The following is a 14905-nucleotide window of genomic DNA, read 5'->3' as shown; positions in this document are numbered from 1 at the left end:
CGCCCTCCGGAGCCCGCCCGCGCGCGCACGGCCCGGGCGGCACGCTCTCCCCTCCGCGGCCCGGCGAGCCGCACCCTCACCTCAAGGACACACCCATGCCCAGCGCAACCCTCCAGCGTTCCCACGACACCCGGCACCTGACGGCCGCCGCCCCCGGCACCCGCCCGACCCGGCGCGGCCTGCTCGCCGGCGGCCTGGGAACCGCCGCTCTCCTCGGTCTCTCCGCGTGCGGCACCGGCAACTCCACCTCGGCCGACGGCGGCTCCGGCAGCACCGCGTGGTCCTTCACCGACGACCGGGGCCATGCCGTACGACTGCCCCGGCGGCCGAAGCGGATCGCGTTCCTCACCGATTCCGTCGGCGCCGCGCTGTGGGCGGCCGGACTGCACCCGGTCGCCGCCACGGACTCCGGGCAGGGCATCGTCCCGGCCGTCGAGCCGGACTGGTCCGGTGTCACCAAGATCTACTCGGCGGACAAGGGCGTACGGCTCGAAGCGCTCGCCCAGGCCCGCCCGGACCTCCTGATCGACGCCGTCCAGCCGGACGGCACCCTCCAGGTCGCGTCCCAGCTCCCGGAGGTCGCCAAGATCGCCCCGGTCGTCGGGCTGAGCACGTACCGGTCGATCGAGCAGATCGTGGGCACCGCCGACCGGCTGACCCGGAGCCTCGGCACCACGCTCACGGACGGCGCCGCGAAGGCCCGCTACCAGGAAGCGGGCACCCGGCTGCGCAAGGCGATCGCCGCCAACCGTGACCTGCGGGTCGGCTTCGTCTTCGGTATCGACAAGAACACCCTCGGCGTGATGAACCCCAAGACCTGGGCCGTGCTGAAGACGGTGAGCGCGCTGGGGATGAACCTGATACCGGTGCCCGGCGGCGCCGACAACACCTACAGCCAGGCCGTGAGTTGGGAGAACGTCCCGTCCCTCCCGGCCGACCTGCTGGTGTGGGCGGTGTCCGACCCGCTGCCGGACAACCCGCTGTGGAAGCGCACGCCCGCCGTCCGCGCCGGACAGCTGTGGAAGCCCGAGCTGGCCTCCTGGTACGCCTACAGCTGGGAGAACTTCACCGTCCTGCTCGACGGCCTGGCCACCCATGTCCACTCCGCCCGCGCGGGCATCGGACCGCACTCCGCCTCCTGAACCCCCTTCACCTCCCCGGCCACACGCTCCGGCTTCCCACACCTGGATCCACCATGACCGCCGTACCCTCCCCCGCCCGCACGTCCGCGCAGCGCCCCGCGTCCGCCTCCCGGCACCCCAGGCGTCCGCGTCTGCTGCGCCCGGTCGTCGCCGCGGCCGCGCTGGCGCTGGTCCTCACCGCCTGCGACTCGTCCTCGTCCGCCTCCGGCGGTTCGGACGGCAAGGCCGCCGCGACCCGGGTGGTCAGCACCGCACACGGCAAGGTGACCGTGCCCGCGCATCCGCTGCGGATCGTCTCCGTGCACTCCTGGTCCACCGAGTCGCTGTTCGACCTGGGCATCAAGCCCGTCGGCGTGGAGAACAGCGGCGCCAACTACGTCCCGCCGCGCTATCTGAAGCGCTGGAAGGCCGCGGCGAAGGTGACGACGGGCGCCGACATCGACTACGAGAAGATCGCCGAGCTCAAGCCGGACCTGATCGTCGGCGTCGACGTGCCCTACCTCTCCAAGGCGTACAAGAGGCTCTCGGCCATCGCGCCGACCGCCTTCGCCTCCTTCAGCGAGTCGTCCTCCTGGTCCGCGTACCCGCAGGACACGGCCGAGTTCGTCAACGGCACGGCGCAACTCGCCCGGCTCAAGCAGAAGTACGACGACCGGATCGCCACGGCGCGCAAGACCCTCGGCTCCAAGCTGACCGGCAGCAGCTGGGACGTGATCCAGGGCGGCTTCGACAGCGGCAACTACTGGATCTACAGCTCCGCCTCGCCCGTCGGGGACATCCTCTCCCGGCTGGGGGTGCGCTTCGCCTCCGCCACCGCCTCGGTCGGCAAGGGCGACACCAAGTCCGTGTCGTACGAGCGGGCGGACCTGCTGAAGGACGCCGGTTACATCGTCTACTACACGAACAACGACGGCACCCCCGCCAACGACATCCAGAAGCTGTTCGCGCTGCGGACGTTCAAGGAGCTGCCGGCCGCGAAGAAGAACCGGGTGGTCGGCACCCCCGACTTCCTGCCCGGCTCGTACAGCGACGCCATGGGCGTGGTCGACAGCATCGAGAAGGCGCTGGGGGGACAGACCGGCTGAGCCGGGGGGCCGCCCGGCCCGGACGTTTCACGCCTTGCGCTGCATGGAACTCCGTGCCGGGTTGCCCTGTTCGGCGGCCTTGGGATCCTTCTCGTCCGCCTTGGCCCGGACGCCGTCGGCGATGCGCTTGCCGATGGTCTCGTCGATGTGGGACCAGTACGCGAAGGCACGTTCGAGGACAGGTTCGGTCACCCCGTTGAGGAGGTGTCCGACCACGTTGTCGACCAGCCGGTCGCGGGCGGCATCGTCCATGACCTCGCGCACCAGGGTTCCCGGCTGCCCCCAGTCGTCGTCCTCGGGATGGGAGACGTAGGCCGCGCGGGTGATCTCACCGTCGGCCGTCCAGCTGGGCGGGGACCCGTAACGCTCGGTGTCCGCCGCGGGGCCGCCCTTGGAGTTCGGTGCGTAGACGGGGTCGGTCGTGTTCCGGTACGCCATCGCGCCGTCCTTGGAGTAGGAGTGGACGTCGACGACGGGGGCGTTCACCGGCAGCTGCTGGTAGTTGGCGCCGATGCGGTGGCGGTGCGCGTCCGCGTAGGAGAACAGCCGGGCCAGCAGCATGCGGTCCGGGCTCGGGCCGATGCCGGGGACGAAGTTGTTGGGCTGGAAGGCGGCCTGTTCGATCTGGGCGTGGTTGTCCGTGGGGTTGCGGTCGAGCGTCATACGGCCGACCGGGATGAGCGGGTAGTCACCGTGCGGCCACACCTTGGTGAGGTCGAACGGGTTGAACCGGTAGCCCGCCGCCTCGTCGTACGGCATCACCTGCACGTACAGACTCCAGCTGGGGAAGTCACCGTCCCGGATGTGCTCGAAGAGGTCCCGCGTGTGGTAATCCGTGTCGGCCGCGGCCATCTGGTCGGCCTCGTGCTGGGTGAAGAACTCGATCCCCTGATCGGTCTTGAAGTGGTACTTCACCCAGAACCGCTCACCGGCGGCGTTGATCCACATGTAGGCGTGGGAGGTGTACCCGTTCATGTGGCGCCAGCTCCGCGGGATGCCCCGGTCCCCCATCAGCCAGGTCACCTGGTGGGCCGACTCCGGGGAGAGCGTCCAGAAGTCCCACTGCATGTCGTGATCGCGCAGGTTGTTGTCGGCGCGGCGCTTCTGGGAGCGGATGAAGTGCTGGAACTTCATCGGGTCCTTCACGAAGAACACCGGCGTGTTGTTGCCGACCATGTCGTAGTTGCCCTCGCTGGTGTAGAACTTCACCGCGAAGCCGCGCGGGTCCCGCCAGGTGTCCGGGCTGCCGCGCTCACCGGCGACGGTCGAGAAGCGGATGACCAGGTCGGTACGGGTGCCGGGCTGGAACAGGGCCGCCTTCGTGTACGCGCTGACATCACCGGTCACCTCGAAGTGACCGAAGGCGCCGCTCCCCTTGGCATGCGGCTGGCGCTCGGGGATCCGCTCCCGGTTGAACTGTGCCATCTGCTCGATCAGATAGGCGTCCTGCAACAGGATCGGTCCCCCGGGGCCCACGGTGAGCGAGTGCTCATCGCTCTCGACCGGTGCGCCGGAATCACTGGTGGTGGCGGGTCGGATCTCCGTCATGGGCTCTGCCTTTCGTGTACGACATCCCATTCCCACAGGCCGCGTGTCCAGGAGAGGGCGGGGTAAACACGGGGGCGTCGGGCGGGACGCGCCGTCGGCGGCGGAGCTGCCCGAGAGTGAACCACCGTTACAGGGAGTGACCATCGCAGGCCCGGCCGGTGGGGAGACGGATGCCGTCAAGGGTGTGGTGGGGACGCCGCGCCTACGCCGCCCCCACCCAACCCCGCTCCTACCAGGACGACTTCGTCACCCCGGGCAGATGTCCGGCATGCGCCTGCGCCCGCGTGTTCACCCGGGAGAGGCCGAACTTGCGCAGGTGGCCGCGGGGGCGGCCGTCCAGGCTGTCGCGGTTGCGGACCCGGGTCGCGCTCGCGTCCCGGGGCTGGCGGGCGAGTTCCGCCCGCGCGGCGGCCCGCTCGTCGGCCGTGGCGTGCGGGGACACCAGGACGGCCTTCAGTTCGGCGCGGCGCCGGGCGTAACGCGCCACGATCCGCTTGCGCTGCTCGTTCTTCGCGATCTTGCTCTTCTTCGCCATCAGACACGCTCCCCGCGGGCCCGGATCCGGGCGACGGCGGCCTCGATGCCGATGGCGTCCACGACCTTGACGGCCCGCGCGCTCAGCCGCAGGCGGACGTGCCGCCCCTCACCGGGCAGCCAGTAGCGCTTGTTCTGGATGTTGGGGTCGAACCGGCGGGAGGTGCGCCGGTGCGAGTGGGAGATCTTCTTGCCGAAGGCCGGCTGGGCGCCGGTCAGTTGACAGTGGGCGGACATACGTGGCTCTGCCTTTCTCTTCGTCCATGACCGACGCTTATCGGTAATGGAAATCATTGTCGTATGCTACCCCTCATGGCCCGCAACGAGGTACGCCCGATCGTCAAGCTCCGCTCCACCGCCGGTACCGGCTACACGTACGTGACCCGCAAGAACCGCCGGAACGACCCGGACCGGCTGGTGCTGCGCAAGTTCGACCCCGTGGCCGGACGCCATGTCGAGTTCCGCGAGGAACGCTGACCGCTCCGGCCGCCGCCCGCCCGCCTTCACCCCGAACCAGGGAAGAGACACCATGAAGCCCGGAATCCACCCCGCCTACCGCCCGGTCGTCTTCCGCGACAGGGCCGGTGACTTCGCCTTCCTCACCCGCTCGACGATGACCAGCGACAGGACCGTCGAGTGGGAGGACGGCCGCACCTACCCGGTGGTCGACGTCGAGATCTCCTCGGCGAGCCACCCCTTCTACACCGGCACCGCCCGCGTGCTGGACACCGCCGGCCGCGTGGAGCGCTTCGAGCGCCGCTACGGGCGGGAGGGGAGCCGCCGATGAGCGCCGAAGGACCGATGCCGGTGGTGATCGTCGGCGGACTGCACGCCGACGCCCGGCGCGAGACCGTCGAGCGGCTGCTGCGCGAGGTGCCGGGCAGCGTGGCCCTGCACCACGACCTGTCCGCGGGTACGGCGGGCACCGTGCGCCGTACCGTCCGCGACGCCACGGGCGAGACCGCCTGGGGCGAGACACCCCTGGTCAACGACTGCGCCTGCTGCGCCCTGCGCGAGGACCTCGTCCCCGAACTGGAGCGGCTGGCCGACGGCGGGCTGACCCGTCTCGCGGTCGTGGAGCTGTGGGACTCGGTGGAACCCCAGGGCATGGCGGAGGTCATCGCCGCCCATGGCGGCGGCGCCTTCCGGCTCACCAATGTGCTGACCGCCGTGGACCCCGCCCTCGTGCTGCCCGCCCTGTCCAACGGCGACGACCTCGCGGAGGCCGGGCTCGCCGCGGCCCGGGCGGACCGGCGCACCGTGGGCGACACATTCGCACGGCAGTTGGAGTACGCCCCCGTCCTCGCCGTGGCCGAGGGTCCCGCCATCGGACTCGACGACCTGGCGCTCCTGCGGCAGTTGCACCCCTCGGCGCGGCAGATCCCCGTCGCCTCGGGGCAGTTGGGCGCGGCCGCGGTCGCCGGGTTCGATGTGGCAGCGGCGGCGGCCGCGCAGCATCCGGCCTGTGCCCGGCTCCCCCACGAGTGTGACGAGGCGGGCATCAGCACGCTCGTCTGGCAGCGCCGCCGCCCCTTCCACGCCGACCGGCTCTTCGCGGCGCTGGAGGATCTGTGCTGCGCCGCGGCCCGCAGCCGGGGCAGGTTCTGGCTGGCGGACCGGCCCGACAGCCTGCTCGCCTGGGAGGCCGCCGGTGGGGCGCTGTGCGTGGCGAACGCCGGGCCGTGGATGGCCGCACTGCCGGACGCCGCCTGGGAGTTGATGCCGGCCGAGCGCCGTACGGCCGCCGCGCTGGACTGGCACCCCGAGCACGGCGACCGCGGCCAGCACCTCGTCTTCACCTCCCCGGACCTCGACCGGGCGGGGCTGCTCTCGCTGCTCGACTCCTGTCTGCTCACCGACGACGAGCTCGCGTCCGGCCCCGCCGCCTGGCCCCGGCCCACCGGCTTCGACCAGCTGCTCGACCCCGCTTTCTGACCCGTCCCGCCCCTGTACCGAGGAGGACCCGATGGCCCGCTCCAGCAAGCCCGCGCCCGCCCGCAAGAACCGTCCCAACCCGCTCGACGCGGCCGGGATCACGTACATCGACTACAAGGACACCGACCTGCTGCGGAAGTTCGTCTCCGACCGCGGCAAGATCCGCGGCCGCCGGGTCACCCGGGTCGGCCGGCAGCAGCAGCGGCAGCTCGCCGCGGCGATCAAGAACGCCCGGGAGATGGCCCTGCTCCCCTACTCCAGCCGCTGATCTCCGGGGCATCCGCCCCTTCGACGAAAGGACCGTCATGGCCGTACCCAAGCGCAGGATGTCCCGCAGCAACACCCGTCACCGCCGCGCCCGGTGGCGGGCGTCCGCCCCGGCGCTCGTCCCCGTCACCGTCGACGGCAGCACCCAGCTGGTGCCCCAGCACCTCAGGAGGGCGTACGAGCGCGGCCTCCTCCGCCCGGAGGGCTGAGGAGGTATCCCGGACGACCGCCCGGCCGCCGCCGACCGTCCTGTCCGGCGCCGGCCGGTCGCCCGCGCGGCACCCCGGCCCGACGGGCATCCCCGCCCTGAGGTGCAGCTCGGGGCGGGGACCTGCGCGTTCCCGGCCGGGTGCGCATCCCGGATCCTTATTGCACGCTATTTGCAACAACACTAGATGTGCAGAAAGGGTCCGAGATGGGTTCTCCGATCGTGCTCGGCATCGAGTCGTCCTGCGACGAGACGGGCGCCGGCCTGGTCCGCGAGGGGCGGCTGCTGGGGCATGCGGTGGCATCGAGCATGGCGGAGCACGCCCGGTTCGGCGGGGTGGTGCCGGAGATCGCCTCCCGGGCCCATCTGCACGCGCTTCGTCCGGCGCTCCGGCAGGCGCTGGACGGGGCGGGGCTGCGGCTCTCCGACATCGGCGCGGTCGCCGTCACCACCGGGCCGGGCCTGTCGGGCGCGCTCCAGGTCGGACTGGCCGGGGCGAAGGGGATCGCCTACGCGCTGGGCGTACCGCTGTACGGCGTCCACCACCTGGCCGGCCATGTCGCCGCGGACACCCTCGCCCACGACCCGCTGCCCGACCCCTGCGTGGTGCTGATCATCTCCGGCGGCCACACCTCGCTCCTCCTCGTCCGCGACCTGGCCCGTGACCCGATCCGCCACCTCGGCGACACCCTCGACGACGCCGCCGGGGAGTGCTTCGACAAGGTCGCGCGGGTCTTCGGGCTGCCGTACCCCGGCGGCCCGGCCATCGACCGCACGGCGCGTACGGGGAATCCGCGCGCCGTCTCCTTCCCGCGTCCGCTGCCGGGGTCGTACGACTTCTCCTTCTCCGGTCTGAAGACGGCCGCCGCACGCTGGGCCGAGGGCCACGCGGACCGGGAGCTGCCGGTGGCCGACGGCGCGGCCGCGCTCCAGGAGGCGGTGGCCGACGTACTCAGCCGCAAGGCGGTCGCGGCCTGCGCCGAGCACGGCGTGGGGACGCTGGTCGTGGTCGGCGGCGTCGCCGCGAACTCACGGGTGCGGGCGCTCACCGAGGAGCGCTGCCGGGCCGCTGGCATCGAACTGCGCGTGCCACCCATGGAGTTGTGCACGGACAACGGGGCGATGATCGCGGCCGTCGGCGACCTCCTGGTCCGGGCCGGAGCCGAACCCGCCCCGCTGGACGTGTCGATCGACCCGTCGGCGCCGCTGGAGTACGCGGCGCTGCATCCGGTCACGGCCCGGACGGTGGCGGCGTGAGCGGGGCCCACGTCCACACCGGGATCCGTGTCCACAAGGACGCTCAACTCCTCGCACACATCGAGGACTTGCACGCCGTCTACGTCGACGCCTTCTGTGCCCCGCCGTGGGACGAGGACGAGGAGCGGGCCGCCGATTTCGTCAAGCGGCTGCGGGTGGACGTCGACCGGCCGGGCTTCACCGCCGCGGCAGCGGTACGGGACGGAAAGCTGCTGGGCTTCGCCACGGCCTGGACCACCCTCGCCCCCTTCCCCGACGACCGCTGCCACGCGCAGGCCGCCGCCGGACTCGGTCCCGACCACACCGCCGACTGGCTCGTCGGCGCCCGCGAGTTGGACGAACTCGCCGTCCGCCGCGCCGCCCGGGGCACCGGCGTCGCGGCCCGCCTCCTCGAGACGGTCACCGCGGACGCCCCGGGGGGCCGCTGCTGGCTGGTGACCTCCCTGCGGTCGGGCCGGGCCATGTCCTTCTACCGCCACCAGGGTTGGACGCAGGCCACCCATCCCTGCCCCGACGGCCGGGGCGTCGTCGTCTTCCTCGGCCCCCGCCATCCGGCCCGCGCCCTGGCGCCCCAGCCCCTGTGACACTTCGCAAAAGGAGAAGCACGATGACGACCGTCACCGCGACCATCGACACGACCCGCCCCGTGGCCACACTCATCAACGTCTTCACCGTCACCCCGGACCGCCAGGACGAACTCATCGCCCTGCTCGCCCGCGCCACCGAGGAGACGATGAAGCACCAACCCGGCTTCATCTGCGCCGACTTCCACGCCTCCGAGGACGGTGAACGCGTCATCAACTACGCCCAGTGGGAGTCCGAGGACCATTACCGGGCGATGCTCGCCAGCCCCGAGGCACGCGTCCACATGGACCAGGCGGCGGCGTTCGCGACCGACGTCCAGCCACGGCTGTTCCGGGTCCGCTCGACGCACGGCACGGGTCGGCCCACGGCGCGCTAGAAGCCGCGCACGCTCCGCGACCGGCCGTCCGGCACGGCGCCGGGCCACGCCCCCTCGGCGGCCGGAACAGGTGGTCGCAACAGGTGACGACCACCCTGTGTCCGGCCGGTCAGAGCAGGGGCCGGAGCACGTCGTAGGCCCAGGACGCCAGTGTGGTGGGGGTGGTGGTGCGCAGGGTGCGGGGCTGTTCCGGTACGAAGCCGTCCCGCAGCCCGGTCGACATGCCGATGACCGCTTCGACCAGGCCGTCGGTCATGCCGGACGCGCGCAGCAGCCGCCGCATCGTGTCGTCGCCGACGCGTTCGGCGCGCAGGGGGCGGCCGATGGCGGCGGACACGATCCGCGCGGCCCGGGGCCAGGTGAGATCGGCCGGGCCATGGACCGCCTGGACATGGCGGCCGTACCAGTGGGTCGTCAGCAGCCGCGCCACGGCGACCTCGGCGATGTCGCGCGGCGCGACCCAGGCGAGGGGCTGGTCCAGCGGCAGGATCACCGGGATCGTGCCCGCCCGGACGGCGTCGAGGAGGGACTCCAGATTGCTGAAGAAGTAGCCGCAGCGCAGGTGCGTGACCGTGGCGCCGAGCGCGTCGAGGGCGGTCTCGGTGCCGGCGAGGCCGTCGATCTCACCGGCTCCGTGGCGCAGTTCGGCGCCGACGCTGCTCTGGAAGACGGTGCGTTCGATGCCGTTGGCCCGTACGGCGCTCACCACGCTCGCCGTGGCCGCCGCGTAGTCGCCGAGCGGGTCCGCGCCGGTGGTCGGGGGGTCGACCCAGAAGAGGGCGTCGACCCCGGCGGTGGCCGCGACGACCGCCTGCGGGTCCCGCAGGTCGACCGCGACGGCGGTCACCTCGCGGCGCACCGCGGGATCGAGGCGGCCGGGGTCACGGGCGAGGACCAACGGCCGAAGCCCGGCCCGGATCAGCAGGGCGACGACATGACGTCCGACGTTGCCGGTGGGTGTGGTGACCGCGATACGCATGGCCTGGTGTCCTTTCGCCGGTCGGCAACGCGACACTAGAAGCCAACCCGGACACCTGTTGTCTTCTTTTGGTTGTCTTCTTTTGGTCGGAGGTCCGGGCGAGGTGGGCGGCGCGTGTGCCGCCCGTCGAGATCCGCCGCGCAGGGCCGCACGCGTCTCCCCCGGGGACAATATCTGTGGTCACGACGTAAGAAATGGCCGCAGCGCACGGTGACTATTCCTGCGACCGCAGTCGGCGCGGAATTATCCGCCCAGCAGGGCGGGCATCGACGTGCTACTGTCGTTACCAGTTGCAGGTGTGGTTGCCAGAAGGTTTTTCCGACGGCTGATCATCTCGGCGACACGGATTACGCACAGGGCGTATTCCTGAAACCGTCTCCGAAGGAGAAACAAAATGGCTACCGGTACCGTGAAGTGGTTCAACGCGGAAAAGGGCTTCGGCTTCATCGAGCAGGACGGCGGCGGCCCCGACGTCTTCGCCCACTACTCGAACATCGCCACCCAGGGCTTCCGCGAGCTCCTGGAAGGCCAGAAGGTCTCGTTCGACATCGCGCAGGGCCAGAAGGGCCCGACGGCCGAGAACATCGTTCCCGCCTGACGCGGCGACGCTGACGCATACTTCGTAGCTGGGGCCCGCACCTTGGGGTGCGGGCCCCAGCTCGCTTTATTTTCAGGGTTATTCGAACCCGCTGTTTTCGGCCCGTATTCGCGATTCTCTGCGCCACTCATTCCGCTGCGGAAATTCCTTGATACGCGCCCGCATCGAGGAAGGTTCCGCATGAACCCCACGCGCCCCACTCGCGCACGCACCACTCGCACATACGACCGCTCCGGTGGAAGTTCCGCCACGGATCGCTCCCGCGTTCCGCGCCGGTCCACCGGTCACGGAAAACGGCAGCCGGTGCGAGGAGAGTTCGCGCTGCCGAGGACGGACACGCCCGCGTTGCCCGCTGTCGAGTCGTTCGCCGATCTCGCCATGCCGGCGCCGCTGCTGGCCACGCTCGGCCACGAGGGTGTGACCGTGCCGTTCCCGATCCAGGCGGCGACCCTGCCGAACTCCCTGGCCGGCCGCGACGTACTCGGTCGCGGGCGCACCGGATCGGGCAAGACCCTGGCCTTCGGCCTCGCCGTACTGGCCCGTACGGCCGGCCGGCGCGCCGAGTCCCGCCGGCCGCTGGCCCTGGTCCTCGTCCCCACCCGTGAGCTGGCCCAGCAGGTCACCGACGCGCTCACTCCCTACGCCCGTTCCGTGCGGCTGCGGATCGCCACCGTCGTCGGCGGCATGTCCATCGGCAGGCAGGCCGGTGCCCTGCGCGGCGGCGCGGAGGTCGTGGTCGCGACGCCCGGCCGGCTCAGGGACCTCGTCGACCGGGGCGACTGCCGGCTCGACGACGTCGGCATCACGGTTCTCGACGAGGCCGACCAGATGACCGACATGGGCTTCATGCCCCAGGTCACCGCCCTGCTCGACCTGGTGCGCCCGGAGGGCCAGCGCATGCTGTTCTCGGCCACCCTGGACCGCAACGTCGACCTGCTGGTCCGCCGCTACCTCACCGACCCGGTGGTCCACTCCGTCGACCCGTCGGCCGGTGCCGTCACCACGATGGAACACCACGTGCTCCATGTGCACGACGCCGACAAGCACCGCACGACCACCGAGATCGCGGCCCGGGACGGCCGGGTCATCATGTTCCTGGACACCAAGCACGCCGTGGACCGGCTGACCAAGCACCTGCTGGACAGCGGTGTCCGCGCCGCGGCCCTGCACGGTGGCAGGTCGCAGCCGCAGCGCACCCGCACCCTGGCGCAGTTCAAGGACGGACACGTCACCGTCCTGGTGGCCACCAATGTCGCGGCCCGCGGTATCCACGTCGACCACCTCGACCTCGTCGTCAACGTGGACCCGCCCACCGACCACAAGGACTACCTGCACCGTGGCGGCCGCACCGCGCGCGCCGGTGAGACCGGCAGCGTCGTCACCCTCGTGACCCCCGCGCAGCGCCGCGGCGTCACCCGGCTGATGGCATCGGCCGGCATCACCCCGTGCGTCACCCCGGTCCGCTCCGGCGAGGCGGAGCTGAGCCGCATCACGGGCGCGCAGGCGCCCCCCGGTGTCCCGGTGGTCATCACCGCACCGGCCGCGGAGCGCCCCCGTCGTACGTCTTCCACGTCCCGGGACCGCCGGCGCCGCACCGGCCAGGGCCGGCCCGTGGGCGCTCAGGTGCGCCGCAGGGCCCGGCCGGAGCCCGGCGACAACTCGGCCGCTTAGAGCGGCGGCCTCGGCCCCCGGCAGCCCCGCGGCCCACGGCCTCCGGGCAGGCGCACTGCCATCGAAGCGACCAGCCGATCCCGACCGAAGGAGAAGTCCTTGACACCTGCACGGACGCAGCACCGCGGTCCGGACCCCGCCCCCCTCGTCGCGCTCGACGACATCGCAGGACACGGCCCTCGGGTATGCGACGACATGACCGTCGAGGTGGCTCTGGCCGTCATGGCGGGTGCCCGGGTCGAACATCTGACGGTGTGTGACGGGGACGACGAGAGCACGGGCTCGGTCACCCGGGTCCGGCTCGCCGTCCTCCGTGACAGTTCCACGTACACGGACCGCATGCGTCTGCGGGATGTCCTCACCAAGGACGGGCACCGGCTTCGCTGAAGGACGCGAGGCCCGAGCTCGTCACGGATGGGTCCGCGGCCCTCGGGCCCGGTGGGGGCCCTGTCGACACGCGTCGGCAGGGCCCCCACCGCTGGGTCACCGTCCGCTCGGGAAACGCCGGCCGGACGAGGGGTCCGGGCGGCGCCTCACTGGTCGAAGTAGCTGAGATCGCCCACGGTCCACGCGCTGACGTCCTTGATCGCGACCCGGTACATCCCACCCGTCTCCGGGATCCCGAGGCTGCCCTGGAGGATCCGGGCGAGATGGAAGTGCAGATGCGTCGGCATCTCGCCGCGGCCGGGCCGGTATCCCCGCGGGCCGCGGGCGAAGACGTCGGAGAACGGGCCGAGCCGGTCCGAGTCCTTCAGGACCTCCGCCACCCGTTCCCTCCATACCGCCTCGGGGGCCAGCCGGCCGGTGATGACGGCGCCGCCGACGACCACGGTCAGCGACATCTGATTGCTTCGCTCGGACTCCACCGCGGCGGAGATGGCGACGAGCAGCTCATCAGGGTTCGACATGACAGCAGAGTTTATGCGCCCACGCGCCCGGCTCGTCCACCACCCGTCCCCGAACCGCCCGCGGAGCGTGCAGCGGCCGCGCGCGAAGGGGCGGGCGACGGGGCGGGCGGCTCCCGACCCGGACGGAAGGAGCCGCTGGCAGGAAGGTTCTTCTGCCGCCTGAAGAGTGAAATCTACAGTTGCCAGTAGACATTTTTTCTCTGGCGTGGGTAGGCTTCATTTCGTAGAGATGGTCGGACGACACCTGCCAGACATGAACTGGCGGTTGGCTGAACACAAGAGAAGGTCGGCGGAGCAGTAGGGCCGACAGATGGTGTTGAATTTCCTTCGGGGCCCTGGTGCCGTACGGCACCAGGGCCCCTCGACGCGTTGCATTGCACAGCGAGGTGACATGACATCGGACAACCCACTGCACGATCGTCTCGACGACGACTACCCCGCGTACACGATGGGGCGGGCAGCCGAGATGCTCGGCACCACCCCGGCCTTCCTCCGGGCCATCGGTGAAGCCCGGTTGATCACTCCCCTCCGCTCGGAGGGCGGGCATCGCCGGTACTCCCGCTACCAACTGCGGATCGCCGCTCGCGCTCGCGAACTCGTGGACAAGGGGACCCCGATCGAGGCCGCATGCCGCATCGTCATCCTTGAGGACCAGCTTGAGGAGGCGCAGCGCATCAACGCCGAGTACCGGCGTGCCGCCGACGAGTCAGCGGGTGGTTCCGGCTCCGGTACCGGCTGAGAACGCGGGCGCGGCCCGGCGGCGGCAGGAGGCGTACGGCCCGGAGGATCACCGGGTGGGGCGAGCGCTCGGGTCGGTTTCGTCAACGGCACGGGACCAGGCTCGGAGCGAACCGGCGCACCCCGCCACCCCGTCACCCCGCCACTCCGTCACTCAGTCGCTCCTGAGGAATGCGGAACTCGAATTCGGAGCGGTCCCACGGCACGGCGGGCGGGTTCGCGAGCGCGGTCCCGGTCCGGACCGCGCCGACGCGGTGGTAGAAGTCCTCGGCGGGACGATGCGACACGACCTTGACACGGTCGAGCCCGGCGGCCCGCGCCTCGGACCGCATGTGCTCGACGAGCAGGCGCCCGATACCCCGCCCCTGCGCCTCGTCGGCGACGAACAGCAGGTCCAGCTCCGGTGGAGCGAGGACGAGCGAGTAGAACCCGAGGACCCGGCCGCCGTCCTCCTCGCCGCCGACGGCCACGAAACTGCGGTGGGCCTCGATGTAATCAGGACCGACCCGGTAGCCCTTGACAGCCGACGCGTACATACCCGCGTAGGCGCCCGAGCCGCGCACGAGCCGCGTGAGCCGTTTGGCGTCCCGGGGGACGGCCCGCCGTATCGCGATCTGCCGGGCGACCGGGGAAGTGCGTGAGCTCATCCGAAGAGTATTCCGCACCGGAGAGGCCCTTCGTGCGCCGGGTCGGGCGGGCTCCCCTCCGCCGCCGGGCATGGTGATCGCCCTCACAGCCGCCCCACGAACTAGGTCGCCCCGCCACATGCGCACCCGACGTACGCCTTCCTACGGTGTGCCGACACGTCCCCCTCCCCACCGCACACCAGGAATACGACCTGCGGCTTTCCCATCATTGACCCCTCAAAGTCAGCACCGAACCAGCACCGGGAGGTTTCGTGCGCACCCGATCGGGCCGTCTCGCCCACGGAAGGTGGGGGAGACGGCCCCTGACCGTTCTGTCGCGGTTGCCTGTCTGGCGCCGTCGGCCAAGCGGCGGGGAGCTCAAGGGCCTTCGCCTCGGTGGCGTGGGGCGGGGTGTGTTTCACAGGACACGCACGGCTCGGTCCTTGCC

20 protein-coding genes are annotated in these 14905 nt (G+C 71.4%); 14 read left to right on the top strand and 6 right to left on the bottom strand.

All coding sequences use genetic code 11. From position 1 onward, the window contains the following. Positions 1-95: 95 nt before the first annotated feature. Positions 96-1142 carry an ABC transporter substrate-binding protein gene (locus AB0N90_RS31225; protein ID WP_365202280.1) on the top strand — a complete coding sequence of 349 codons (1047 nt, stop codon included), beginning with the start codon at positions 96-98 and terminating at the stop codon, positions 1140-1142. A 53-nt stretch (positions 1143-1195) separates the two neighbouring features. Next, positions 1196-2227, top strand: a complete 1032-nt coding sequence (locus AB0N90_RS31220) for an ABC transporter substrate-binding protein (RefSeq protein WP_365202278.1) — start codon at positions 1196-1198, stop codon at positions 2225-2227. 27 nt (positions 2228-2254) lie between these two features. Here the strand turns inward: AB0N90_RS31220 and AB0N90_RS31215 are convergent, their stop codons facing one another. The 3 genes from AB0N90_RS31215 to rpmB form a co-directional block, all read right to left on the bottom strand. Next, positions 2255-3775 (bottom strand): catalase, encoded by a 1521-nt coding sequence (locus tag AB0N90_RS31215; protein ID WP_361673478.1) that lies wholly within the window; start codon positions 3773-3775, stop codon positions 2255-2257. Positions 3776-4004: 229 nt separating this feature from the next. After that, positions 4005-4310, bottom strand: a complete 306-nt coding sequence (gene rpsN / locus AB0N90_RS31210; protein ID WP_365202276.1) for a 30S ribosomal protein S14 — start codon at positions 4308-4310, stop codon at positions 4005-4007. Then, complete coding sequence (rpmB, locus tag AB0N90_RS31205) at positions 4310-4546, bottom strand: 50S ribosomal protein L28 (protein WP_361673500.1); 237 nt, start codon at positions 4544-4546, stop codon at positions 4310-4312. Before rpmB ends, rpsN begins: the two co-directional genes overlap by 1 nt. 75 nt (positions 4547-4621) lie before the next feature. Between rpmB and rpmG the strand changes: the two genes are divergently transcribed. From rpmG to AB0N90_RS31165, 8 genes are all read left to right on the top strand, one after another. Further along, positions 4622-4786 (top strand): 50S ribosomal protein L33, encoded by a 165-nt coding sequence (gene rpmG / locus AB0N90_RS31200; RefSeq protein ID WP_085567822.1) that lies wholly within the window; start codon positions 4622-4624, stop codon positions 4784-4786. Between the two features lie 52 nt (positions 4787-4838). Beyond that, positions 4839-5096: a type B 50S ribosomal protein L31 gene (locus AB0N90_RS31195; protein ID WP_085567821.1), complete on the top strand. Its 258-nt coding sequence runs from the start codon at positions 4839-4841 to the stop codon at positions 5094-5096. Beyond that, on the top strand, positions 5093-6244 hold the full coding sequence (locus tag AB0N90_RS31190; protein ID WP_365202273.1) for a GTP-binding protein: 1152 nt from the start codon (positions 5093-5095) through the stop codon (positions 6242-6244). Before AB0N90_RS31195 ends, AB0N90_RS31190 begins: the two co-directional genes overlap by 4 nt. 31 nt (positions 6245-6275) lie before the next feature. Continuing rightward, complete coding sequence (gene rpsR / locus AB0N90_RS31185) at positions 6276-6512, top strand: 30S ribosomal protein S18 (protein WP_361673508.1); 237 nt, start codon at positions 6276-6278, stop codon at positions 6510-6512. Positions 6513-6549: 37 nt separating this feature from the next. Then, positions 6550-6720 (top strand): 50S ribosomal protein L32, encoded by a 171-nt coding sequence (gene rpmF / locus AB0N90_RS31180; RefSeq protein ID WP_361673511.1) that lies wholly within the window; start codon positions 6550-6552, stop codon positions 6718-6720. Positions 6721-6926: 206 nt separating this feature from the next. Further along, positions 6927-7976, top strand: a complete 1050-nt coding sequence (tsaD, locus tag AB0N90_RS31175) for a tRNA (adenosine(37)-N6)-threonylcarbamoyltransferase complex transferase subunit TsaD (protein WP_365202271.1) — start codon at positions 6927-6929, stop codon at positions 7974-7976. Next, positions 7973-8560 carry a GNAT family N-acetyltransferase gene (locus AB0N90_RS31170; RefSeq protein WP_365202269.1) on the top strand — a complete coding sequence of 196 codons (588 nt, stop codon included), beginning with the start codon at positions 7973-7975 and terminating at the stop codon, positions 8558-8560. The genes tsaD and AB0N90_RS31170 overlap by 4 nt, the downstream gene beginning before the upstream one ends. Before the next feature lie 23 nt (positions 8561-8583). Beyond that, positions 8584-8937, top strand: coding sequence for an antibiotic biosynthesis monooxygenase family protein (locus AB0N90_RS31165; RefSeq protein WP_365202267.1), 354 nt, complete (start codon positions 8584-8586; stop codon positions 8935-8937). 109 nt (positions 8938-9046) lie between these two features. Here AB0N90_RS31165 and AB0N90_RS31160 read toward each other — a convergent pair whose 3' ends face one another. Next, complete coding sequence (locus tag AB0N90_RS31160; protein WP_365202265.1) at positions 9047-9916, bottom strand: NAD(P)H-binding protein; 870 nt, start codon at positions 9914-9916, stop codon at positions 9047-9049. A 394-nt stretch (positions 9917-10310) separates the two neighbouring features. Between AB0N90_RS31160 and AB0N90_RS31155 the strand changes: the two genes are divergently transcribed. From AB0N90_RS31155 to AB0N90_RS31145, 3 genes are all read left to right on the top strand, one after another. Further along, positions 10311-10514 (top strand): cold-shock protein, encoded by a 204-nt coding sequence (locus AB0N90_RS31155; protein WP_030648194.1) that lies wholly within the window; start codon positions 10311-10313, stop codon positions 10512-10514. A gap of 180 nt (positions 10515-10694) precedes the next feature. Beyond that, a complete protein-coding gene (locus tag AB0N90_RS31150) occupies positions 10695-12185 on the top strand; it encodes a DEAD/DEAH box helicase (RefSeq protein ID WP_365202263.1) in 1491 nt (496 codons plus the stop codon). A gap of 195 nt (positions 12186-12380) precedes the next feature. Beyond that, on the top strand, positions 12381-12572 hold the full coding sequence (locus AB0N90_RS31145) for a CBS domain-containing protein (RefSeq protein WP_365202328.1): 192 nt from the start codon (positions 12381-12383) through the stop codon (positions 12570-12572). Positions 12573-12718: 146 nt separating this feature from the next. Here the strand turns inward: AB0N90_RS31145 and AB0N90_RS31140 are convergent, their stop codons facing one another. Next, the gene (locus AB0N90_RS31140) at positions 12719-13093 is read right to left on the bottom strand and encodes a hypothetical protein (protein WP_128792850.1); all 375 of its coding nucleotides are present in this window, start codon (positions 13091-13093) and stop codon (positions 12719-12721) included. A 391-nt stretch (positions 13094-13484) separates the two neighbouring features. Between AB0N90_RS31140 and AB0N90_RS31135 the strand changes: the two genes are divergently transcribed. After that, positions 13485-13832 carry a MerR family transcriptional regulator gene (locus tag AB0N90_RS31135; RefSeq protein ID WP_365202262.1) on the top strand — a complete coding sequence of 116 codons (348 nt, stop codon included), beginning with the start codon at positions 13485-13487 and terminating at the stop codon, positions 13830-13832. Positions 13833-13965: 133 nt separating this feature from the next. Here AB0N90_RS31135 and AB0N90_RS31130 read toward each other — a convergent pair whose 3' ends face one another. After that, complete coding sequence (locus AB0N90_RS31130; protein WP_365202260.1) at positions 13966-14478, bottom strand: GNAT family N-acetyltransferase; 513 nt, start codon at positions 14476-14478, stop codon at positions 13966-13968. Between the last annotated feature and the right edge of the window lie 427 nt (positions 14479-14905).

The organism is Streptomyces sp. NPDC093018 (genome assembly GCF_040684035.1).
Classification (GTDB): Bacteria; Actinomycetota; Actinomycetes; order Streptomycetales; family Streptomycetaceae; genus Streptomyces; species Streptomyces murinus.
This window is presented reverse-complemented; position numbering and strand designations above follow the sequence as displayed.